Source organism: Vibrio sp. JZG120, assembly GCF_053890955.1.
In genome coordinates, this window is record NZ_JBSRRK010000001.1 from 463,211 (window position 1) to 486,713 (window position 23,503).

15 protein-coding genes are annotated in these 23,503 nt (G+C 44.3%); 13 read left to right on the forward strand and 2 right to left on the reverse strand.

Features of this window, described 5'->3' with window-relative positions; genetic code table 11:
* Positions 1-27 precede the first annotated feature (27 nt).
* Entirely contained in the window at positions 28-1,152 is a 1,125-nt protein-coding gene (locus ACWPOD_RS02010; protein WP_151515697.1) for an SMP-30/gluconolactonase/LRE family protein, read from the forward strand.
* On the forward strand, positions 1,149-5,891 hold the full coding sequence (locus ACWPOD_RS02015) for an OmpA family protein (protein ID WP_456231492.1): 4,743 nt from the start codon (positions 1,149-1,151) through the stop codon (positions 5,889-5,891). The genes ACWPOD_RS02010 and ACWPOD_RS02015 overlap by 4 nt, the downstream gene beginning before the upstream one ends.
* Before the next feature lie 80 nt (positions 5,892-5,971).
* Here ACWPOD_RS02015 and ACWPOD_RS02020 read toward each other — a convergent pair whose 3' ends face one another.
* Together ACWPOD_RS02020 and tssH are read right to left on the reverse strand one after the other, a co-directional pair.
* A complete protein-coding gene (locus ACWPOD_RS02020) occupies positions 5,972-7,603 on the reverse strand; it encodes a sigma-54-dependent Fis family transcriptional regulator (RefSeq protein WP_085343953.1) in 1,632 nt (543 codons plus the stop codon).
* Positions 7,590-10,262 (reverse strand): type VI secretion system ATPase TssH, encoded by a 2,673-nt coding sequence (tssH, locus tag ACWPOD_RS02025; protein ID WP_167427862.1) that lies wholly within the window; start codon positions 10,260-10,262, stop codon positions 7,590-7,592. Before tssH ends, ACWPOD_RS02020 begins: the two co-directional genes overlap by 14 nt.
* A gap of 455 nt (positions 10,263-10,717) precedes the next feature.
* Here tssH and ACWPOD_RS02030 point away from each other — a divergent pair, with 455 nt between their 5' ends.
* The 11 genes from ACWPOD_RS02030 to tssE all read left to right on the forward strand — a co-directional run bounded on the left by ACWPOD_RS02030 (position 10,718) and on the right by tssE (position 23,495).
* Positions 10,718-11,236 (forward strand): Hcp family type VI secretion system effector, encoded by a 519-nt coding sequence (locus tag ACWPOD_RS02030; protein ID WP_005373415.1) that lies wholly within the window; start codon positions 10,718-10,720, stop codon positions 11,234-11,236.
* A gap of 72 nt (positions 11,237-11,308) precedes the next feature.
* Positions 11,309-13,387, forward strand: a complete 2,079-nt coding sequence (gene tssI, locus ACWPOD_RS02035) for a type VI secretion system Vgr family protein (protein WP_109169809.1) — start codon at positions 11,309-11,311, stop codon at positions 13,385-13,387.
* A gap of 2 nt (positions 13,388-13,389) precedes the next feature.
* Positions 13,390-13,872, forward strand: a complete 483-nt coding sequence (locus tag ACWPOD_RS02040; protein ID WP_456231493.1) for a hypothetical protein — start codon at positions 13,390-13,392, stop codon at positions 13,870-13,872.
* Between the two features lie 111 nt (positions 13,873-13,983).
* Positions 13,984-15,303 (forward strand): hypothetical protein, encoded by a 1,320-nt coding sequence (locus tag ACWPOD_RS02045; RefSeq protein ID WP_456231494.1) that lies wholly within the window; start codon positions 13,984-13,986, stop codon positions 15,301-15,303.
* Entirely contained in the window at positions 15,284-16,276 is a 993-nt protein-coding gene (locus ACWPOD_RS02050) for a DUF2169 family type VI secretion system accessory protein (protein WP_456231495.1), read from the forward strand. The genes ACWPOD_RS02045 and ACWPOD_RS02050 overlap by 20 nt, the downstream gene beginning before the upstream one ends.
* On the forward strand, positions 16,269-17,213 hold the full coding sequence (locus ACWPOD_RS02055; protein WP_337168887.1) for a hypothetical protein: 945 nt from the start codon (positions 16,269-16,271) through the stop codon (positions 17,211-17,213). Before ACWPOD_RS02050 ends, ACWPOD_RS02055 begins: the two co-directional genes overlap by 8 nt.
* A 237-nt stretch (positions 17,214-17,450) precedes the next feature.
* Complete coding sequence (locus ACWPOD_RS02060) at positions 17,451-19,451, forward strand: serine/threonine protein kinase (RefSeq protein WP_456231496.1); 2,001 nt, start codon at positions 17,451-17,453, stop codon at positions 19,449-19,451.
* Positions 19,438-21,006 (forward strand): type VI secretion system protein TssA, encoded by a 1,569-nt coding sequence (tssA, locus tag ACWPOD_RS02065; RefSeq protein ID WP_456231497.1) that lies wholly within the window; start codon positions 19,438-19,440, stop codon positions 21,004-21,006. The genes ACWPOD_RS02060 and tssA overlap by 14 nt, the downstream gene beginning before the upstream one ends.
* 26 nt (positions 21,007-21,032) lie before the next feature.
* A complete protein-coding gene (gene tssB, locus ACWPOD_RS02070) occupies positions 21,033-21,539 on the forward strand; it encodes a type VI secretion system contractile sheath small subunit (protein ID WP_006741091.1) in 507 nt (168 codons plus the stop codon).
* An 8-nt stretch (positions 21,540-21,547) separates the two neighbouring features.
* Complete coding sequence (gene tssC / locus ACWPOD_RS02075) at positions 21,548-23,023, forward strand: type VI secretion system contractile sheath large subunit (protein ID WP_005392635.1); 1,476 nt, start codon at positions 21,548-21,550, stop codon at positions 23,021-23,023.
* A gap of 61 nt (positions 23,024-23,084) precedes the next feature.
* A complete protein-coding gene (gene tssE, locus ACWPOD_RS02080) occupies positions 23,085-23,495 on the forward strand; it encodes a type VI secretion system baseplate subunit TssE (RefSeq protein WP_005392634.1) in 411 nt (136 codons plus the stop codon).
* Positions 23,496-23,503: the final 8 nt, after the last annotated feature.

Genomic DNA, 23,503 nt, shown 5'->3' on the forward strand with positions numbered 1-23,503 from the left:
CGAGAAAGATAACGAAGAGAATATAAGATGAATCTACGTCATACATTATGCTTGATTACTTTAGCGGTCTTATCTGGCTGTAATCAAGAATCGGCCAAGGAACCTGAACAACACGCGCCAAAACCTCAGACGGTTCAAGACCGAATCGCAGAAAAAAATGCTCAACAGTGGGAAGATGGTCGTGTTTATATCACAGAAAACAATTACGTTATTTATGACAAAGAGACGGGTAAACCTAAACACTTTATTTTTAAAGCTAAAGAATGGCCACGTGAAGATCTCACCAATGAAGGCTCTTATGATTTACCACGTGTAGTGTTTCGTTGGGATAACGCCCGAAATGAAGCGAAAGACCACTATGATCAAAGGGATAAAGTGTGGAGTATCAAAACGGATGGGACAGACTTACGTCTGGTCGCAGATGAGTTTGTTGGCAAAGTTCGTCTAATGCGTGTCTCTCCAAATAATCGCTACTTGGCTTTGGCCTATTCGGCCTCAGAAGGGATGTTTAAAGTAATTAAAGATCTTAAGACGGGTGAGTATATTGAACTAGGTCGTTCACGTGGCTACCCAGAGTTTCTATGGGCAGAAGACAGCAGCTATCTTTACTACGTAGACAAGTTTAAAGACTGGAAGTACACCTTAGCGACAGGCGACAAACAGCAAGTAGACACAGAGTTTAATGAGTACTCCGTGATTTATGATGGCAAGCGTTATATGGTCGATGAATATGGGGTTGGTGTCTTTGATGAGCGCACGGGAAAGGAGCTTTACTCGATAGTGCCGGATAGTTCACGTTCTGCAGATGAAGCCCGTTTTCGTAAGAAATCAATTAGCCCAACGGGGCGCTATTCTTGGGCCGAAACTAGAACGCACCGTTATCTTATTGATACCCAAAGTAGAACCTTCCAATCAGAAGAAATCGTACCGCGAGCGGTAGGTAAACTGCGCTATTTTGAGATTTTGAGTAAAGATGCGAATTATGCTCGGGATGGAGCGGCACGGGCCATCCTCAGTAAACTAAAAGAAAATAAAGAATTTGGTTCTTATTTAAAATGGGAGCAAATAGGGACGGGCCACAGTGCCAGTAATTCTTCTCTTTACAATGCCTTTGCCAACAATGGTGATTTTGTTAAAGGGGATGAACTGTGAGCACTCATGATACCTGTAACGCGATACCTTTGCGTGCCAATTACTATTTGTTTGGTGCTTATTTTCCTGCTACTCAGGAGGGTAGAAAAAACGTCTATCCAACTTGGCACGAAGAGCCTAGCTTGCTTAAAAATAAAGACGTGACTAATCTTCGCCCTTTAGCGAAAGTGCCGATGCTTAACGTCACCGATAGCGATAGGCCTAAGCTTTGGGCTACCGACCATAAATTTAAGTTATGTTCACTGGGTAACGGAAAGCCCGATCAATATGGGGCTTTTGAGGTTCTGACACCAGAGCACACAATTCATGCTTTAGGTAGGGATCTACCCAAAGAGGGTGAGCAGACCTTCACTTTCCGCTTTCCGCCCTTGCCTTTAATAGCTTCACTTTCTGAGTTAAACCCCAAAGAGTTAGCTACAAAAGTTGCAGAGTTGAGTAGCCAGTTGGAAAACAGCGAAGCAAAACTGACCTTGACAGAGATCAGCATTGAACAATTGGCTAAGCCTTACGAACCAGCTGCGAACGGGGGGCTCAGCGAAGAACAGGCAGAATATAACAAGTGGTATGAAGATGTAAGTGAATCGGGAGAGACACTAAAAGGCTTCGTTTTACCTGTTGTGGCGAGTTGCGCTGTAGTTTTTTCTGATCAAGGTTATGAAAGTGCGACGGTTACTTTGCAAAAATTTGACTCAACCAAAGAAGGTGGGGAATACAAAACAATAGGTTCTTCAGTACAAGCAGCATTACCTGAAGATGAGCATTCAGAAGAAAATGCTAAGCAATACCCATGCGCGATGTTTCACGTTGATCCTGCTGATTTTAAAGAAGGCTTATACAGTATCCGTGTTGAATTTATTCCAAGCCAGATGAAAAATGGCGTTCCACAGTTCATTAAAGACGCTCATATTCAGCAATTTTCTGAAGGTTTAGATACAGTCTACACTTACGAGCTACGTGAACAGATTACCTTTTCTTCAAGCACTCCGTTAGGGAAATTTGCTATTGTCAGTGGCGATATGATCTCCCTTGAGGAATCCTTGATTTATCAATACCCTCAGTACTTTGGAAATATGAAACATTACCTTCACGGTAATGTACAAGGTGCAACTGCCAATACGCCAGCTTCAAGAAGTATTGCGTTACTCAAGAATATCCGAGATGTGTCTGCTCAGCTAGGAGCAGGGCTGCTGAGCGGTAGCTTGCAAGACACTTTAGACCGTGATGGCCGCCAAGCGGTGTTTAATAACGTCTCGAAACTGTATTGGGATGCAGTTAAGTCCGAGATGCCGCCTGCGATGAAAGCGGCGGGCGAATTGTATTACGGTATTTACAGTACGAAAGAAGCGCTTGATAAATTGCAGGAACTCCACAATCCAGCTATCGCGGGTATTGGTTGGAAGGCGCTATTTCACGATAAGGTTTTTAACACCAATGAAGCTCGGGCAAGCGCACTAGCACTTTCTTTAGAATCACGTCTGGGTAACCGACGTGTGGTTGCCGGGCGAGTTGCGGAAGCTTGGCTTTCTGGTGGTAAAACCGTTGGTTTTAATGGCTTCGGAACGGGACTGACAGCACTTAGTTTGTATAAAAAAGCTAAACAGCTGGTTAATCAAAATAAAAAGGTTGATAAAGCAGAGCAAGGAACAGAAGAAGTTACAAAAGACTACCTTGCTCAAATTCCAGTTTGGAAGACAGCTAACCATATCCAGGAAGAAAAACTAGAACAGGCTTTAAAAGATGCGCGTGATCAATCTGGCAATCAGATTGACGCCATTCTCGTAAATAGCTCTAGAGGCGCAGGAATAAAAATAGAATTTGCCTTTAACTCGCGTGAAAAAGAGTTAAAGGATCATGCATCTATATTTAAACAGCTTGCTGCTTCTCTTGCCAACGTTTTAGAGAATGAGCCAAACCTTAGAGTAGAGATAGAAGGGCATGCTTGCCAAGTCGGTACCGAGAAAGCAAATATGCAGGTCTCGGCAGAGCGCGCAGAATATGCGAAAAAACTGCTCATGAAAGAGTTCCCTGTTTTTGAAGGTCGTGTTTCGGTAGCCGCTTTTGGTGAAAGTAAACCTGTCTATGTTCCCAAACAAGGTGAAAAAGTCGACCGCAACAACCCTAATCTAAGACAAAACCGTCGGGTTGTAATCCGTATTTACCTGCAATCCCTGAACATATTCTTTCATCCCAGTCGCTATGGCTCGCATGCAATGGAACGCTCTAGGCTTGCTCTAGAAGCTGAGATGGTTGCGCAAGATAAAGCAGAAGTCGCACTGCGAATGGCGATTTTTGACAGTGTCGTTGACGTCGCTTCCTATATTCCTGCTATAGCTCCTGCGGCAAGAGGGTTTATGCTTGCCATAGAGGGGTCAAAGACAGCAATATCTGCGGTGAAAGTGATTGATAGTTTAATGTTGGACTCCTTCCTAGAAGAGTTAAAGCAAAGCCATGAGGTTGTCAGTGAGCTTGAAAGGCTAGCAAAAATACATATCGAGTTACTTAACGATTTGCGACGCAGTAAGGTAGATGTAGGTATTGAATGTAGGTCTTATCAGGAACTCATTACTCACCTTGAGAGCGAAGAAGCTCGTAAGGAGGTGTTAAAACGCTACCAACTACGAGCGCTTGCTATTAATGGCTTAGTGTTATTACTTGCTGACCTAGGATCTCAAACCAAACGGAATTCTAATATCTCGTTTAGGTTTTTGGTTGAGCGTTACAAGGTGAAGGAATACATTGAGAATTACATTTTGAGCGATGATTGGTCTGTACATACGATCAAAGGAAACACCTTAGCGGCTAACTGGAAGAACCGTTGTGATAACGAGTACTACATCGAATTATCGACAAATATGCCACAAGGTGCACAGCATTGGCCTGCTCCAATAACAACTAATAGCAAAGTTTCTCATCTCTCTATAACCGAAAACAGGGATAGCCTTAAAGCGGCAGGTGCATTTAATCAAATCTTCCCGATACAAACTATGTTGTTTGAACATCCAAATGAAACGATGTTTGATAACTTTACCGAGTCATTTAACCCGCAGGGAAGTGAGTTAAAGAAAGATGAAATCGGCTATTGTCGAATACTAGTTCAGTCAGCTCGCTATGCTGAAAGTGATGAACCGGAATGGATGTCATACGATAGTTGGATTCAGCAATCTAGCAACAGTCGTCTAGGTCCATACGATAAAGTGAAAGTGCAGTTGGTACTTAAAAAAGAAAACAAGTATGCGAAACCAGTTACTATTGGCTACGATCGCGTCGACGGGCTCGAAAATATTAAAGGCCCAGCTTTCAGTGACTGGATGTTGCCAATGAAGGTTAGTGACTTCAAAGCTGATCCTGATGGGCGAATAAGTGCTTTTTACAAGCAACAGGGGATTGATGACGGCGCTACGTTGATTGCTATTGAGCATATTCCCTCATTCCGCTTCGGTGATGTGATGATCGACGGTATGAAACCAATGACCTCTAAAGCAAAGCTAATATTCTCTGATGCAATGTTCAGTATGGCAGTTTCCGGAGCAGCGATATCGGGTCAGCCAAGCGACTATTTTGCAGAAGCGGATTCCTTTAAGCGCTATGTAAAAGGCGGAGGCTTCCAAAATATGCGTTACTGCTTGGGAATTAGAACGAATCAAGGGCAACATAGTTTTTACTTACCACAAGAGTACAGTCTGGGGCAGAAGTTTGATGATGCTGAAGATGAGTTGCAAATTGGCGCTTTAAGTACAGAAACTAGACTGGTTTTGCTTGATACCTACTTGGGAGAGCAGCAACTGCGTCTACGTGAACAGGACCTTATGGTAGAGAGCTTTACCTTAATGGCAGGTGAGGGAGACAAAAATACCATCCCTATACTTCATGGCATTAAACAGCAATTGGTGGCTATAGACACCAAAGCGTCTGGTTTGAACTTTTTCAGTGAAAGAAAGTGGTACCAATCGGCTGATAATATCTGGCGTGATGGTTTCTCATGGGGAAACAAAAAGAAAGACGATCCTGCCAGTATTTATGTACTGATTTTGGGTGAGAGTCATGAAAAAGCACTTTATGAACGTTTGGGTATGCCGTGGGAAGCTGTGAATATGTGTATTCAACTGGCGCTCGACGGAAATGATGGCAAGCCAGTTAAAGGTCCTCTTTACTTCACCGATATGTATCATATTGGTGAGTTTGCCTATAAAAACGAAGAATGGATGTTTACTGAATCTATTTCAGAAAACCATCGAGAACAAGTTGATGCCATGAGTGAGTTTATAGGTGAAGCTGTAGGTAGTCTCACTAAAGAGAATGAACTATCTAAGAGCAAAAACTATACGATGTACTGCATGAGGTTTAACTTGGAATATGTTGCACCAACGGGAGTTAGGTTAAAAGGCCTAAGACCGTTTGGTGGTGTAATTGGTGGTAAAGCGAACTTGGAGCTTTCGGTTGCTCATCTAAAACAAGTCGGATTAAATGGAGTTGATGACTATGATATTGGTCGTGATGCTGTAATTTCTATTCCTTCTTTAAATGCGGATAGTGCTTTGGCTGGTAATTTCTTTAGTGATATGCCTTGGTTAATTGAGAAAGAGTCGACAGAGGAAGGCGTAGACAAGTCTGCGGCTGAAACTTGGAAGCAGTATAACGAATCTCAACGCAAGAAATGGCTGAAAGATTGGATTGAGAAACAACCTGCGGTAACTCAAGCACCCAAGCCCTTGGAAAAGTCACTTGATAACCCTTCCTAGATGCAAAAAAAACCGCCTTCGGGCGGTTTTTCTTTTCTTATGACTTCATACTGAATTTAGAATTTTCTTTTTAAGCCCCATCAACCCGCTGCAGAAATATCGTATTTCTTCATCTTATGGTTGAGAGTGCTCATTGGCAGCGCCAATTGCTCAGCGGCCTTCTTGGTGTGCCAATTGCAGGCATTTAAGCAGTCGATGATCACAGTACGCTCGTATTGGCTAACGACGTCCTTAAGGCTCTTTGAAGCGTCTTCTAAATCCGCTTGTGCCTGCCGCTCGTAAGCAGGTTGGTCTGGGGTAGGTGAGGCTGCTTTCATGTCGATACTTGGCACATCTTCTGGGATTTGTTCGCCAAACTCGATGTGAGTAATGGTTTCAAAATCAGACAGTAGCACCGAGCGCTCGATGATGTTCTTAAGCTCACGCACGTTCCCGGGGTATTGATAGGCAAGAAGCTGTTTACGTACGTTGGCACTTAACCCTGGCGCTTGCGGCAAACCTAGCGTGTTGGTTGTGTGTTGCACGAAATGTTCGGCAAGGGGAATAATGTCTGACTTGCGTGCTCTCAGTGGTGGTAATGTAATAGGGAACACATTCAAACGATAGAACAAATCGGCACGGAATCCGCCATCTTTGATTTGCTGCATAAGATTACAGTGGGTTGCGGCGATAACGCGAACGTCCACTTCAATCTCTTTGCTAGTGCCGATTGGGCGAACTTTACGCTCTTGCAGTACACGCAGTAACTTCGCTTGTAGTAGCATTGGCATATCGCCAATTTCATCTAGGAAAAGCGTGCCGCCGTTGGCTGCTTCAAACAAACCGACTTTGTCTTTGTCTGCGCCCGTAAATGAGCCTTTCTTATGGCCAAAGAGTTCTGACTCTAATAACTGCTCTGGGATGGCGGCACAGTTCTGTACGATCAAAGGTTGTTCTGAACGATTAGAGTTTTCGTGAATGTATTTCGCGATCACCTCTTTACCAGCGCCCGTTTCACCACGCAACAGCACATCGACAGGAAGAGATAGCACCTTATCAAGACGATTCAAGACATTGAGCATTTCTTCGCTCTCTGCAATAGGACCTTGATAGGCTTTCTGGGTACGCTTTTTGAGCTGAGTGTTCTCGCGTACTAAGGCTTGATTGTCGGCATTGAGATTTTTTATTACTTGCCCGTATTGCTCTAACCAAACGGCTTGGCGAATATTACTCGCAGCCATACGACAAAACTCAGTCAAGGCTGCCTCGTTGTCGATGACGTTCAAATCGAGTAAGACTAACAGTCCAATGGTTTTGCTTTCGCTATCAATCAAAGGCCAAGCCAGTAAGTTCTCGCTTTTTAATCCCAGTGTCTGCTCAGTTTGATAGATGCTTTCGCAGTCATAGCCGTTGTACTTATACAACTCGTTAATCAACACCACTTCACCATTACGAATGGCAAAGTTAAATGGGTCGTTCTCACTGGCTGAGTCTAACTGTAATGCTTCCCAAGGGTGGGAAACAATCGTTTTATCGTTATGGTGAGCGGTACTTGGAATCAACGCTTGCCCAGTCTGGTCCAAAACATAAATGATGCCGTGCTTTGCGAGGGTCATTTGTCTCGCCGCGGTCAACACAGCATCCAATGTTTGGGTAAGCTGGCTGCGATCAGCCAAAGACTGACTGATCGCAAGTAGGGCGTTACTAAGTTCGCTATGGTTAGCTGAACGCATAGGTTAGTGTTCCTTGCTCATCGACAGACACTTCGATTTGCGTATGTGAATCATCCTTGTCATGCACTAATAGCTGAGTCGATAGTTGCGGCAGCAACTGACGGTTGATGACCGCGTCGATATTACGCGCGCCTGTTTCAGCAAGGCGACAGTTACCTAGTACGAACTCAACCAAGCTTTCTTCGTAGCTTAGCGACAACTTGTGATGGCTCTGTAGACGTTGAGAAACTTTGTTCAGCTTGTGGTGAATGATTTCTGTCATCGCTTCATCAGACAGCGGAACAAACGGAAGCACAGACATACGCGCCAACAGCGCCGGCTTGAAGTGTTGGTTCAAAGTAGGGCGAATAGCTTCTGCGATGATGTTCGCATCGATGTCTTTTGATTGATGAACCAAAGATTCGATCTCATGCGTTGCAAGGTTACTGGTCATGATGATCAGCGTGTTCTTGAAGTCGATGGTGCGACCTTCGCCGTCGTTCAGCGTGCCTTTGTCGAACACTTGGTAGAACAGGTTCAACACTTCAGGGTCGGCTTTTTCCACTTCATCAAGAAGAACAACAGAGTATGGACGTTGACGAACCGCTTCTGTCAGCATGCCGCCTTCACCGTAACCTACGTAACCCGGAGGCGAACCGATTAGGCGAGATACCGTGTGCTTCTCTTGGAACTCAGACATGTTAATGGTCGTCATAAAGCGCTCACCACCAAACATTTGATCAGCGATCGCACGAGCCGTTTCGGTTTTACCCACGCCACTTGGGCCAACCAGCAGGAATACGCCTGTTGGTGCGTCTGGGTTACCTAGACCAGCTTTCGCAGTTTGAATGCCTTCAGACAGTGCATCGATAGCGTATTCTTGGCCTTTGATGCTCTGTGTTAGGCTTTCTTTCAGTTTTAGCGTGGTTTCTGCTTCGTCTTGAAGCATCTTACCCATAGGAATACCAGTCCAGTCCGAGATCACGTGGCTGACTTCATCTGGGCCCACTTCAAAGTGAACTAGTGGGTTGCCATTGCGGATTGCATCTAGCTGTTCTTGGCAGGCCGAAATTGCAATGCGAACGGCTTCTTCATCCATTTCTGCATATGGAGAAACGTCTTGCTCTGAATCTTCGTCTGCAACAAGCTCTTCTTCATTTGTTTCGCCGAAGACCAGTTCATGTAAGCGAGAGCGTAGAGCAATCATCTCTTGGATCTGCTCTTTTTCTTTGTGCCATTGCGTTTCTTGTTCTGCTAGCTCTTCTTTCGTTGTTTCCATTGCCAGTTTTAGGTCTGGAATGTTAGCAAGGCTGTGCTTGTCGCCAGTTTGCTGCAGAGCATCACGCTCAAGTGCTTCAAGCTCGCGCTGTTGAGCTGCAAGTTCTTGTTGCAGGGTCTCTACAGAAGCAGGAATAGCATTAAGGCTGATGTTCACTCGTGCACACGCCGTATCTAGTACATCGATCGCTTTGTCTGGTAGTTGACGACCAGAGATGTAACGAGCAGAAAGCGTTGCCGCAGCAGTGATGGCGTCATCACGCACGTAAACGTTGTGTGACTTCTCGTACGCTGGGCGCAGACCACGAATGATCAATGCTGCTTGTTCAGGAGACGGTTCGTCGAGTTTCACCAATTGGAAACGACGCGCAAGAGCAGGATCTTTCTCGAAGTACTTCTTGTATTCCGACCATGTTGTCGCAGCGATGGTTTTCACTTCACCACGCGCTAGGGCTGGTTTTAGCAAGTTTGCCGCGTCGCTGCCGCCTGCTTGGTTACCACCGCCAACAAGGGTGTGTGCTTCATCGATGAATAGAATGATTGGAGTTGGCGAGTTTTTCACTTCATCCAATACTGCGTTTAGGCGTTTTTCGAATTCGCCTTTTACGCTTGCACCAGCTTGCAGAAGACCCATGTCCAGGCCGTAAAGCTCAACACCTTTGAGGTTGTCTGGTACGTCACCTTGTACAATCTTAAGTGCCAAACCTTCTACTACTGCGGTTTTACCAACGCCCGGTTCACCAACAGCAATAGGGTTGTTTTTACGGCGACGAGCAAGAATGTCTACGATTTGGCGAATTTCTTGGTCGCGGCAGAAAACAGGATCGATTTCGCCTTTGCGTGCTTTACCAGTGAAGTCGGTTGTGAACTTGCTCAGTGCTGAGCCATCTTCACGAGCTTGTGTTTTCTCTGAAGTAGCAACTTGCGCCTCAATAGAGTGGCTTGTTAGTTCTGCAAAGTTACGTTTAAGGCTATCAGGGTTTACTGCTTCAAGGATAGAGGCGTAACCATGTTGGCCGTAACGGAGAGGGTTGCTAACAAGAGTAAGGAGTAGGGCGCCAGAGCGGATTTGTGTTTCGGATAGATCTAAAGAAGAAACCAGCCAGCTTTCTTGTAACCATTCGATTAATAAAGCAGAAAAAACAGGTTTGCTGCCATTTCCTTTGGCGTTGGTGTCGAGTGTAGATCGAACCGATTGTCTTAATAAGTTCTCAGAACAATCAAAATGACTTAATAAGACGTCAAAATCACTATTTGGCCTTTCTAATAGACTCAGTAAATAATGCTCAATTTGAACTTCGTTTGCTTTTTCAGAGACTGCAAGTGCAGCGGCGTCTTCTAATGCTACTTTTGCAATCGGGTGTAGACGCTGAATTAATGAAGAAAGGTTTATATTTATCATAGCCATTTTATTCTTTAGAGGAAAAGAGTAGCGGCTATTATACTAAAAGTGATTGCGTTCTTTTTTTATCAAGATATTTTGACTATCGTTTGTTGGTTATTTTTAATGATTATTGTGACATTAATGTTTGTGGTTATTTTAATGACGTTGTTATTCTAAATTAATTGATAGTAAAAGTGTCGGATTTATTAGTTTTAATGACTTTATTTACACAGTTTTATATGGTTATTTTCACTTTTTAAAATTAGAACAATTTATTATTATCTTAATCCAACTTTTTGTTTTTTTATCCAATAAATTGTACTCAAGATATTAGTGAATAATGTCTTAATTTGTTTAACTCGTTGTTTTTGTTGTGTTTTTAAAGTTGGCACGGACTTTGATTATACCAAGTAGTCGCGGTGATAAGCGATTTGGTGATTTAAACAAAACAGATTTTAGAAAAGGAAATAGCGATGCCAACTCCAGCATATATGTCTATCCAAGGTGAGACTCAAGGCCATATTACTAAAGATACTTACTCTGCAGATTCAGTAGGTAACACATGGCAAGAAGCTCACGTTGATGAGTTCCTAGTACAAGAACTTGATCACGTGCTAACTGTTCCACGTGATCCACAAAGTGGTCAGCCAACTGGTCAACGTGTACACCGTCCACTTGTTGTAACTAAAGTTCAAGATCGCTCATCTCCACTACTATTCAACGCACTAGTATCTGGCGAAAAACTTCCTGAGTGTGTGATCCGCTTCTACCGTACTTCAGTTCAAGGTAAACAAGAGCACTACTACTCAATCAAATTGATTGATGCGCTACTTGTCGATATCCAAACTCGTATGAACCACTGTCAAGACGCAGCAACAGCTGACCGCGTGACAGAAGAAGTGCTTAAGTTCACTTACCGTGCGATCGAAGTAACTCACGAAAACTGTGGTACTGCGGGTAACGACGACTGGCGTGCTCCACGCGAAGCTTAATTGCTCGTCGCGTAAAGATTCAGGGCCAACGATTGTTGGCCCTAATTCGATTATTTGTATCAGGTAAAAGATATGGTGAATGACGTAGAATTTAAATTTGAAGTGCCTGGATGTGGGCATGAATTTCGGGTTGAGAGCTTTCATGTTCATGAAGAGTTATCTAAGCCTTTCCACATCAATCTCTCATTACTTTCACTTGATCCAGATATCTCGTTCGATGAGTTAATACGTAAAGCAGGAACATTGACACTTTACGGACAAGGTGTTGGGGCTGCGCGTGTGTTCAACGGCGTGGTGAATGAAGTTCGTTACTTAGGGACTGGACGTCGTTTTTCTCGTTATCAATTAGTATTGGTTCCTCAAGCTTGGTTCTTATCTCAGCGCCAAGATTGTCGTATTTTCCAGCAAAAGTCAGCGCAAGACATCATCACAGAAGTACTCGATGATGGGGCAGTCACCGATTACCGATTTGAAGTGTCGGGTACTTATCCTCCAAAAGAATACGTTCTGCAATATCGTGAGTCTGACTTGCACTTCGTGCAGCGCATGATGGCTGAACACGGTATGTGGTATTACTTTGACCATAGCGATTCAAATCATACGATGGTCATTGTCGACAGTAATGACGCGATTGCACCTTTGATAAGCTCACCACTAAATGCTTCATACATTGGGCCGATTGTTTATCATGCCGATGGTGGCGGTGTTGCCGATCGCGAACATATCTCTGATCTCGAGTTAGTTAACCGCGTTAGAACGGGACAGGTTACGTACACAGATTACAACTACGAACACCCTAAAATTCCACAAGAGATGACACAGGCTGGCGAGCTCGACCAAGATCTCAAGCAGTTTGATTATCCTGGACGATACGTTGACCCGCTGATGGGCCAAGTGAGAACCACGGAGTGGATGTCGGAACACATAGTCGATAATCAACAAGTGGAAGCAACGAGTGACGTAATGCGCTTAGCATCTGGTTACAGCTTTAACGTCAGTGACCACCCACGTTCTGAGATTAACCGCGATTACCTCATGTTGTCTGTAATGCACACAGGGCAAGATCCGCAAGTGCATGAAGATGAAGCGAGTGGTATGCCAACCACTTACTACAACCAGTTCTCATGTATTCCACGTGATGTGGTTTTTAAAGCGCCTAAACTAGCAGCACCAGTGGTTGATGGCCCTCAAACGGCGGTCGTTGTAGGACCAGAAGGTGAAGAGATTTACACCGACAAACTTGGTCGAGTGAAAGTACAGTTCCATTGGGATCGCTATGGCGATAACGATGAACATTCAAGTTGCTGGATCCGCGTAAGCCAATCCATGGCGGCGCCAACTTGGGGCGCAGTGTACTTGCCGCGTATTGGCCATGAAGTCGTAGTGACTTTCCTTGAGGGGGATCCAGATCGCCCGTTAGTTACGGGCGCAGTTTACAACGGTTTGCATTTCCCACCGTACTCTTTGCCAGAAAACAAAACTCGTACCACGTTCCGCACGCAAACGCATAAAGGAACAGGTTACAACGAGTTGAGTTTTGAAGACGAAGCGAACCAAGAAGAAGTCTATATTCACGCTCAAAAAGACATGTCGACCAAGGTGCTCAACAACCGTTACCGTGATATCGGTCAAGATGAATTCTTGAAGGTTGCACGTCACCAAACGAATGAAGTTCATGGTGACCATAAAGAAACCATTCATGGGCATAAAACGACACAAGTAAACAGTACGTTTACCGAGACAGTCGAGCAAGACGTTACCGTCACATACAACGCGAATGAAGCTCAGTATGTGAAAAACAATTCTGACTTAGAAATTGGTGATAACCGTACGACTAAGATCGGCAAAAATGATGACTTAGATATTGGTGAAAACAGTAACCTTACTATCGGTGCGTCTAAGAGTTCAGACATTGGTGCTGATGATAACCAGACGGTTGGTGGCAACTTAACGGTATCAGTGAAAGGGAACACCGCTTATAAAGCCGATGGTGCGACGCAAATTATCAGTGGCGACAAGATTGTATTGAAAACGGGTGGTTCCTCTTTAGTGATGAACAGTGATGGTTCAATAAAGTTATCAGGCTCGGCTATTACGATCGAAGGCAGTGACAAAGTCGTCGTGAAAGGTGGCAACGTAGTGGTTAACTAACAATGGAAAAACTACCTCTTACAACAGAAGTAATATCAGAGCAGCAAGCCGAATCAACGGCTTGCTTTTCGCGTTTTGGAATAATAGTGGCTATCAATGAGTCTACGGGCAGTGTGCGAGTTGATTTTGATGGTAACCCATTTAAGCAGCCACTCACTGCGAGGCTAGGACGTGGCTTTCGTCGTTCTGAACTGCAAATGGCTATTGATAATCGATTAAGTTGTCGAATTGAGTTTTTGAACGACGACTTAAGCTTGCCTCTTGTGACGGACATTTTCTTCTCCATTCTGGATGACTCTGATGAGTTTGTATTGCGAGCGAAGAAGATGGTTATCGAGACAGAACAAGAGTTGGTAGTCAAAAGTGGTGAGACAGAAACTCGCTATAGCGGGCGCGATGGACGAATTACCACTAAAGCGAAGTACGTCACTTCTCAAGCAGAAAACGCACAAAAAATTCAAGGCGGAACGATAGCAATTAACTAATTACCTCGCGTTAGCTAATGGTTTTGTGTTAACAAGTTACGCCGAGTTAGCTAATTACTTCGTATTAACTAATTGCAATCGCGTTATGGCACGCTAATAACGGATAACTAGATGCGACAAAGAATCGGTGTCGAGCACCTAAAGGCACCCATAACCAATCAAGAAGTCGAAGGCGCGTTAGCAAAAGCTGAGCGCGCTGTGAACGACCTTTCCCAGTTGCCAGTAACATGGCTGGATTTCTGTAATGAAAAGCTGTCCATTGCTTCTGAAAGTATCGGGTTTTTAATCAGGCAGCGAGTTCAAATTCACAAAAGGGGTTATCCAAGTCGTGAGTTGGCGTATCTCAAGCTGATCGAACGCCAAATTGAAGAACTGGAGCAGGTGTACTTGTCGTTTTATCGATTAGCGCCGGGCTTACTCCATCAATTAAGAAGCAAAGAGCCAGAAATCTATATCTGGCTCATGTTACAAGGAGAGCTAGGTTCAGATCTTGATAACCTTTTGTGTGGACTGAGTTTGCTCGAAGATATTGACGCTAAAACTGCAATGGTCGTTGCCGTGCAATCTCCGGTTGAATCTATGGATAGCACGCTTTCGGAGCTTATTGAGGGTAATGCGACATCCAGTGCGTTTTACTTTGAATGCTTACGTGTACGTCAAACACTAAGCGTCTCTCTCATCAAGCGCTGGAACAAAGCCAGCATCATTAGCTCTCATGTTGCTTTGCCACTACTCGCTTTACAAGACGTGAAAGAGGGGATTGATTGGCTTAATGACAATGCAGGCAGCGAACAATATCTATTTGAACGCTTGATTGCCAAACGTGACAGAGGCACTTGGTTCCGTCAGAGCTTTGGCATCGAACCAAGTGGATTACCATCAGCGCAAGTGCTCACTTATGCCAAGTTGCTTGAGTTAAAAGAGTTTGAGGCGTTTGATATCTCTTCTCCATTAGCACCTGTTGATTTTGCTCTGAGTGGTGATTGGAAGTTGATGCCCCCAATCATCGAGCACTTGGAAAGTCTGGAGGAAGCTGAGGGTGAAATTTGGCTTCAAGCCTTGTATGTCGTCTACGGAAAACTTCTTCCTCTGACTCCGCAAGATGTTGGTGTCGAGTATGAATGGGAAGAGATCGTCGATCTTCTCAATGAGTGGGTGGAAGATGAAAAATATATCCAAAATCTACCAAGCCGCTTGGGTTACGCATTGAGCTTCGAGTCTACGTTAGCTGCGATGCAAGATGCTAACGTTGATGTGCTGTTCCGCGATTGGCTATGGCGTCAACTCTGTATTCAATCCAGAGCCTACGTGCCTTGGGATATGGCAATGCCGATTCATCAACAAGACTGGAACTTTAACAATTTAAAGGCCGCACCTTCTGCGAGCGAACGATTCAACTTAAGGAATAGCAATGCAGTTATGGGATATTGAGGCGCACCCTGAGCTATCACTTAAAGGTCGTTTTCAACGTGACGAAAACGGCGATGAAGTCTGGGTTGTGGTCGCCAAACGCACATGGCAATTCGATGGTGTGGTTTGGCAAGAATTAGGTGAAAGTGAAATCTTCGATGATCCCCAATATTTGGGCGAAGAAGGCTTCTCTGCGATGAAAGTTGACCACGAGTTCGCGTATACCAAAGAAAACACAGATGTACTTGTTTACGGCAAAGCGCGCAGCTACGCGAAAAAGCCAGTGACATACCAAGAGTGTCGTGTGCTGATTGATGGTCATATCGATAAGACTCTCGCTATTCACGGGGAACGCGTATGGGTTGAGCATGCTGGCAGTATCACGCTGAGTAACCCAGTCCCATTTATTGAAAAAGACATTGATTACACTCGCGCGATTGGTGGTGATTTACGTAACCGAATAGGCGGTGGGGTTGCCGATTCCAACAAAGAACTGCTTGAGCAGAAAGTGCCCTCGGTTTTTTATCCTCGTGAAGACTGGAGTGCCGCCGCGAAAAAACTACGCGTTGCGGGGTTCGGGCCCGTGCCTCCTTTCTTTGAGTCGCGCCAGAAGCTGGCCGGCACGTTCGATGACGATTGGATTGAGAACCGCAAGCCAATGTTGCCACTCGATTTTGATAAGCGTTTCTTCCAAAGCGCGCCTATTGATCAACAGTGCAAAGGCTTCCTTCGTGGAGGAGAGCGTTTGATGATGAGTGGCTTTTGTCATGATGACACGCTTTCATTCCGCATTCCTAAAGAGAAATATCGAGCAACTGCCGTTTTTAATAACGATAGCTATCAAGTTGATATGGCGATGTACACCTTATTCGTTGATGCTGAAAAGAAAACTATATCAATCAGTTACACCGCCGCGTTTCCTTGTCAGGGGAAAGAACACTTGCTGGTGTCTACATCTATCGCTAAGTTGGAAGAGGTAAGCGAGCATGCATAATTCAACAGGCCGTTACGTGCTAGGTATGGAAGTGATGACGCCAACCGGTATGAATTTAGATATTGCCAGTGCAGTTTCGTATGCTGATTTAGGAAGATTCGACCAATGTGTAGGGGATGATGGTATCGAGCGTTTTACTTACGCAAAAATCGAATACACCAAAGAAATTGAGCAGTTTGAGAAAACGTGTGAGTTAATAACCCACTTGCTTGATTCATTGTTAGCGCAGTTACCACGTTCATTGAGACCAATACCTTTGCTTATAGCGGTGCCTGCGTCTGTTTCACTAGTAAAGGTGCAAGAATGGCTTGGTGAAAGTCACTACGCTGACTTTCTCTCTGTGGTGAATGCAGTCCATGCCAGTGGGCCTAGTTTCGTTCTCCAGGCCATGAAATCATTGGATAAATATGATGCCATGATGTGTATCAGTGTCGATTCCTTGGTGAATTCGATGCAAACACTCATCGACGATGCGATGGTAATGAGTACGAATAATCCATGGGGCGTTATTCCGAGCGAGGGTGGGGCAGGTTTAATTCTTTGTCGCAGAAATACCATAGAGGCATTGAAACTTAAGCCTCAAGCGCAGCTTGGCTACATTGATACGGAATTAAACACTTCAGACCGAAGAGGCATGTTTCGACTTGTTCAACGTGCGAGTAAAAAGCTCGATTCATTTGGTGAAGTGTATTCCGATATGACGAACCTTCGCATGCACTCGGAAGATTACGGCTTTGCTCTGGGGGCTAAAGCAGAACGATTCACGAACCCAGAACAACCGCAGCTTATCAATGAGTTGTGGGGCACGATGGGCAGTTGCTCTTCTCTAGCCTTAATCGCCTTTGCGGTCAGAGATCACCATTTTAGGCAACCAACCACGTTGTTAATGTTTGACTTTCATGGTGACAAGGGGATTCTCCAGTTGCTGCAATGTTAGTAGGCACTCATCGAACAAATGGCAATGAAAATACACTCATATTATTAGGTTTACGTTTGTATCATGAAAAAGCGTATAACTGATGCAGTGAAAGCGTAAGTAAAAAACTCTAATAAGTTAGTAATAATAACTAAAATAATAGGCTTACTGTTTGTTTTAAATACTAGCCTTGATACAAGTATGTTCAAGAAAATATTATTCAACTCTAATAATATTTATTCTATGAAAGAGTACTAAGTGTCTAATAATCAGAGTACAGCCAAAGGATATATCGATCAGTTGGTTGTGAAAGCTATTGAGAAAAAGAAACTGAATGAGCAAAGGCTAGCAGAAAAAAATAAGCCAAAGCTTGAGTACGTGCTTTTTTCACAATTTGATGTATTAGACAAGCTTCCCTCTAAAAATGGTAAAACAACCGTTTATCATCTCGCAAAAAAAGGGCAGCCAGAAAAGCAGATCTGTTGCAAAGTTATCAATGATGACTCGCCAGAATTTGCGAGCAAAATGTTGGTTAACGAAGCGAGTCGATTAGAGCTTTCCCAACATCCGAGCGTGGCTAACTTCATAAAAATCGGCAACGAATTCGAACGCCCATATTTGATGTACGAGTGGATCCAAGGTGAATCACTCGCAGAAAAGATGGAGCGCCACTCTTCTAAAGGTTTCCGCCACGACCATATCGCTTGGTTGGTATATCAACTCGCTGGTGCCTTAGAGTTTATGCACACAAGAGGCATCTGCCATCTTGATATTAAGCCATCCAACGTACTATTGAGTGAAGGCGATTACGTTAAACTCATCGATTTCGGTGCTGCTCGTTATATTGGAGAAACGGAACCTTACGCAGAAGCAAGCTTGAACTACGCTTCACCTCTTTATATCGAAACTGGCATCGCGGAACCGCAAGATGATGTTTACTCCCTTGCTTTGCTCGCTGGACATTTATTTTTGGGTTCAATATTTGGTGATACTTGGAATAAACAATTAAAAGACCGAAAGCGTCCTGCATTGATCCCGGCTCATATTTGGAAGTTGTTGAAACAAGTCATCAATAAACCAAGAGGGCATGGCTATACCGCTATTTCTTTCGCCCAGCAGTTAGCACGAATCGATACTCAATCGATTAACTCAAATTCTAACGCACCAATTTTTAGTAGCTTGCGTAATGCGGATCTTCTGCTTACACACTGTAAGTCGAATGATAAAACAGCGTACGGACGCTTCAAACTATTGGAGGCGAGTTTAGTGTTGAGTGTGGTGGCAATGACAGGAAGTTATTTGTATCAGCAAAATTCGGATGCATTGGATGCTATTTTTGCCAAAGAAACGACACCTTTAAGTCACACAATCACGCCCACAGATACTGCTTCTTTTTTGGCTGAGCCGCCATGGGATATCAAAGAAGTATTAGCAAAAACTGAGCAGAGCGTTGATACGACTGAAGCCTACCGAGAAGCGTATCGAGTTCAGCAACTAAGCCTTTCGGGTTTATATAATGAAAAACAGACTCAGTTGAAGTCTTATCAAGCTTTAGCTGATGGACTACCACAGACATTAGTGGATTTACGCAAGGAGCTTGTCACGTTGCGAGAGGAACTCGTTCGTGATGGTGCATTGTTTCCCTATGCGGACGAAACACTGACTAAAGTGATGTCGGGTTTGAATGTCGCCTCTGTTGATTCCATGAAAGTATCTGCCATTGCTGGCAGTCGTGATAAGCAGATTGCTCACTTAATTTTAGATGGTGAAGCTAAGCTCGCAGAAGAAGAAATGAAAGAGGCGTGGTTATTAAACCAGTCACAGGCATATTTCTATAGCCAAATCTTACCAAAGAGAGTGATGGAAAATATTAATGATTCCATTGATAAACATGCAGAAGCGCACTTTTATACCAAAGCGATTGAAGAAGCTGAATTAGCCAAAGACTACTTTGGTAATACGCCAGAACTAGAAAAAAAAATAACAGACTTAATCATCGCAAGAAGCGAATTTATTTTGTTTAGTACGGTGATGGAGCAATCCATTTTCGACAAACAGAAATTGCATGAGTCCCTTGCTGATTTAGAACGAAATGCGCCAAGAAAATTTACAGAAATCACAAAAATTCTAGATAGCATGGCGTCGGATGCGATTAATCAGAGTCATCAGTTTTCTAAGCCTGCAAATGGTGCCATTGCCGTAGCTCGTGCATTGAGAGACTACTTGACTGAAGGAGATGCGAATTTTGTCCAACATTGATACTGATCACCTTCTTAAACCGATTTCTGATGAATCTCCTGCGGGTAACGATGCTCGTTACGAGTTTTGCTATGAAATGATGGAAGCCGAGGTAAAAAAGTTCGGCTCTCTATTTGGCGAAACAGTCGACTGGAATGTAGTAAAAACCAATGCGATGGAAGTGCTCGAGCATCATAGTAAAGATTTAAAAGCACTTTGCTATTTAGTACGAGCGCTTGCCGAGGAATCTGGGCTCAAAGGTTTTGAGCAAGGTCTGAAACTGATTAATGAGGCGTTAGCTTGCTTCGGTAGTGATCTTTACCCGTCACGGAAACGCGGTAGAGACGGAGCGGTGGAGTGGTTGAATCATCAATTTAAATTGATGAGCACTAAGCTTGCGGACAGTGCGCAATCTTGGGAATTAGTTTCAGGCTGTATTTCGGCGATTGAAGAAGTGCAGCGTCAGTACGACGATGTTTACCAAGACTCCGAAGCTGACTTCTTTGAGATTCGCACGCAGCTCAATGTTTTATCTCAACAAGCAGCTGCCGATGACCAGAGCGATGACTCAGTCGCTACCATCGAACAAGCGGCACCAGCTACGCAGCCTGCCGCGGTAGAAACGCCAGCACAGAACGATGTTCAAACCGCTTCAGCGAAGACGGTTCCGCCGGCCCCTAAACCTGCGCCAGTTAAGAAAGCCGTAGCAAAAGAAGTCGATGTCGATACAGATTTCTCATCGCCTACGGCTTCAAAACGCACGTTAAAAAAAGTCGCGGAAGTCATGCTTCATGCGAATCCAAGTGATCCGCTGGCTTACCGAATTTATCGTCATCTGACTTGGGATGACATTGATGGTCTACCTGACCACCAAAACGATCAAACGCCATTGAGCTTGGCGGTATCGTCCGATCAACAAGCGGAATACCGCGACAAAGCCAATCAGGAAAGTGACATCGACACGATTAAACGTTTGGAGCGCACGCTAACTGACGCGCCATTTTGGCTCACAGGCCACCATTTCGTGTATTTGATGCTTACTAACTTAGGTTTTGATGACGCAGCACTTGCCGTGAAACAAGAAGTAAAGCGGTTTGTTGAGTCACTGGAGGGCATCGAACGCCTCTCTTTTAAGAATTCTATACCATTTGCAGATGAAGCAACATTGAGTTGGTTGTCTACTCAAGATGCTACTTCATCGGCAGCACAAACTGTTGTACAGACGGTTGTGATCGCTGAAGAAGATTCATTGCTGGTGGAGGATATCACTCTAGAAAATCTAGGGGAATATGCCGCAGAACTCGCCCGCAAACTTGAGCTGGATGGCTCAGGGCGTGGACAGTTCATGCTGTATTTACAATTGATAGCAGCTTACCAGTCTGTTGGATTATACCCGTTGTGTTTGCCGTATCTTGAGAAGGGGTGGGAAGTACAAAATGCGTTTAATCTCGCGAGCTGGGAACCCCACTTATCGTCGCAGTTAGAAGACCTGATTCGAAAAACACTCCATCAGTTATTCAGAAGTAAGGATCTTTTACCTGAGAAGTATGAAGAGTGGAAAGCAATTTATGACTAATTAAAGAGTTAGATAAGGAACGAATTATGTCACGTGACGGCTCGGTGGCTCCTAAAGAGCGAATTAATATCCGTTATGTTCCAGCAACTGGCGATACGCAAGAAGACGTAGAACTGCCGCTAAGCATGATGGTGGTTGGCGACTTTACTGCACGTGCAGATGAGACGCCAATTGAAGAACGCACTCCAATCAATATCGATAAAGACAACTTTAACGAAGTGCTAGAAGGCATGTCTCCAAACGTTAAAGTGAACGTTGAAAACCGTCTTTCTGATGAAGAAGGCGGCCAAATCGGTGTTGATCTAACGTTCCAAAACATGAAGGACTTCTCTCCAGAAGCGATTGCGAAAAGCGTGCCTGAACTAAACAGCCTGCTTGAACTTCGCGAAGCCTTGGTGGCGCTGAAAGGCCCTCTAGGTAATGTTCCTGCATTCCGCAAGAAGATCGCATCAGTACTTCAAGATGAAGACGCGAGAAAGAAACTGTTGGATGAACTAAGCATTGGCAACGACCAAGAAGCGAAAGAAGAGTAAGGGATATCATGTCTGCAGAAGCACAAGCGCCAGAACAAGAAGCAGCCTTAGTTGAATCAGGCTCACTTCTGGATAGCATTCTTAACGAAACTCGTTTAAAGCCAAGTGATGAAGGTTTTGACGTTGCAAAACGTGGCGTAGAAGCATTCATCAGTGAGTTACTAAGCAGTTCGAACACAGAGAAAGTCGACCAATCTCTGGTTGATCTGATGATCTCTGAAATCGACCAAAAATTGTCCAAGCAAGTTGATGCAATTCTTCACAACGAAGAAGTTCAAGCGATTGAATCAACGTGGCGCGGCCTTAAGTACCTGGTTGATCACACTGACTTCCGTGAGAACATTCAAATTGAATTGATCTCTGCAAAGAAAGATGAAGTTCTTGATGACTTCGAAGACGCACCAGAAGTGGTGAAGTCTGGTTTGTACAAACAAATCTATACGCGTGAATATGGCCAATTTGGTGGTAAACCTGTTGGCGCAGTCATTTGTGACTACGATATGTCGGCTTCGTCTCCAGACATCAAACTGATGGAGTACATGGCAAACGTGGGTGCAATGTCTCATGCACCATTTATTACATCGGCGTCTGCGAAGTTCTTTGGTTTAGATAGCTATGAAGAGCTACCGAATCTAAAAGATCTTAAGTCAGTATTTGAAGGCCCACAATACACTAAATGGCGTAGTCTACGTGAACACGAAGATGCACGTTACCTAGGTCTATGTACGTCTCGCTTTATGCTACGTACACCTTACTCTGTAGAAGATAACCCAATTAAGGCGTTTGACTACGATGAGCAAGTAACAGACAGCCATGACAACTACCTATGGGGTAACTCTGCGTACGCGATGGCATCAAAAATTAGTGAATCTTTCGCTAAGTACCGTTGGTGTCCAAACATCATTGGTCCTCAAAGCGGTGGTACTGTGCATGACTTACCGGTTTACAACTTTGAAGCCATGGGTCAAATCGAAACTAAGATCCCAACTGAGATTCTTGTTTCTGACCGTCGTGAGTACGAGCTAGCAGAAGAAGGCTTCATTGCGCTAACTATGCGTAAAGGTTCTGACAATGCGGCGTTCTTCTCTGCAAACTCAGTTCAAAAACCGAAAGTGTTTGCGAACACGCCAGAAGGCAAACAAGCAGAGATGAACTACAAGCTAGGTACTCAGCTTCCTTACATGTTCATCATCAACCGTCTAGCACACTACATCAAAGTGCTACAGCGTGAGCAAATTGGTTCTTGGAAAGAGCGTTCTGACCTAGAAATCGAACTGAACAAGTGGATTCGTCAATACGTTTCTGACCAGGAAAACCCGCCAGCGGAAGTTCGTGGTCGCCGTCCGCTTCGTGCTGCTAAGGTTGAAGTATCAGACGTAGAAGGCGACCCAGGTTGGTACAAAGTATCAATGTCTGTACGTCCTCACTTCAAGTACATGGGTGCAAGCTTCGACTTGTCTTTAGTTGGTAAGTTAGACCAATAACCCATTGCTGAAACCATAAAGCAGCCAGTAAAGACTGGCTGCTTTTTTCGTAGGAGTGAAGATGGAAAAAGGTTATCGCCTTTTAGAGCGGATTGAGCTTGGTGAACCCAAAAACTGTTACGAGAAAGTCGTTTCTCACAAGCATTTGATTGAATCTATTCATTCTCATCTCGCAGACTTGCTGAATACCCATTCTGGGAATGCAATGATCGACAATGAGTATGGTTTACCAGATTTTAATGACGTACTTTCTAACAACACGAACCTAGTTCGCCACATTCAAAAAAACATCACGTCAACCATAGAACGCTTTGAACCGCGACTGTTGAATGTCGAGGTTAATTATCGTGAAGATCACCATAACCCGCTACAACTCGGCTTTGGTATTCGCGGCGAAGTTTCCCATAACGGCGGTAAAGTCCCAATGTCGATAGACGTCTACATGGGAACCGACGGCCAATTTAACGTTTAGTAGGTGCC

Bases quoted from the DNA above. Each gene is read 5' to 3' on its own strand.
- ACWPOD_RS02010 (WP_151515697.1), top strand. From the start codon at position 28: ATGAATCTACGTCATACATTATGCTTGATTACTTTAGCGGTCTTATCT.
- ACWPOD_RS02020 (WP_085343953.1), bottom strand. From the start codon at position 7,603: ATGCGTTCAGCTAACCATAGCGAACTTAGTAACGCCCTACTTGCGATC.
- tssH (WP_167427862.1), bottom strand. From the start codon at position 10,262: ATGATAAATATAAACCTTTCTTCATTAATTCAGCGTCTACACCCGATT.
- ACWPOD_RS02030 (WP_005373415.1), top strand. From the start codon at position 10,718: ATGCCAACTCCAGCATATATGTCTATCCAAGGTGAGACTCAAGGCCAT.
- tssI (WP_109169809.1), top strand. From the start codon at position 11,309: ATGGTGAATGACGTAGAATTTAAATTTGAAGTGCCTGGATGTGGGCAT.
- ACWPOD_RS02040 (WP_456231493.1), top strand. From the start codon at position 13,390: ATGGAAAAACTACCTCTTACAACAGAAGTAATATCAGAGCAGCAAGCC.
- ACWPOD_RS02045 (WP_456231494.1), top strand. From the start codon at position 13,984: ATGCGACAAAGAATCGGTGTCGAGCACCTAAAGGCACCCATAACCAAT.
- ACWPOD_RS02050 (WP_456231495.1), top strand. From the start codon at position 15,284: ATGCAGTTATGGGATATTGAGGCGCACCCTGAGCTATCACTTAAAGGT.
- ACWPOD_RS02055 (WP_337168887.1), top strand. From the start codon at position 16,269: ATGCATAATTCAACAGGCCGTTACGTGCTAGGTATGGAAGTGATGACG.
- tssB (WP_006741091.1), top strand. From the start codon at position 21,033: ATGTCACGTGACGGCTCGGTGGCTCCTAAAGAGCGAATTAATATCCGT.
- tssC (WP_005392635.1), top strand. From the start codon at position 21,548: ATGTCTGCAGAAGCACAAGCGCCAGAACAAGAAGCAGCCTTAGTTGAA.
- tssE (WP_005392634.1), top strand. From the start codon at position 23,085: ATGGAAAAAGGTTATCGCCTTTTAGAGCGGATTGAGCTTGGTGAACCC.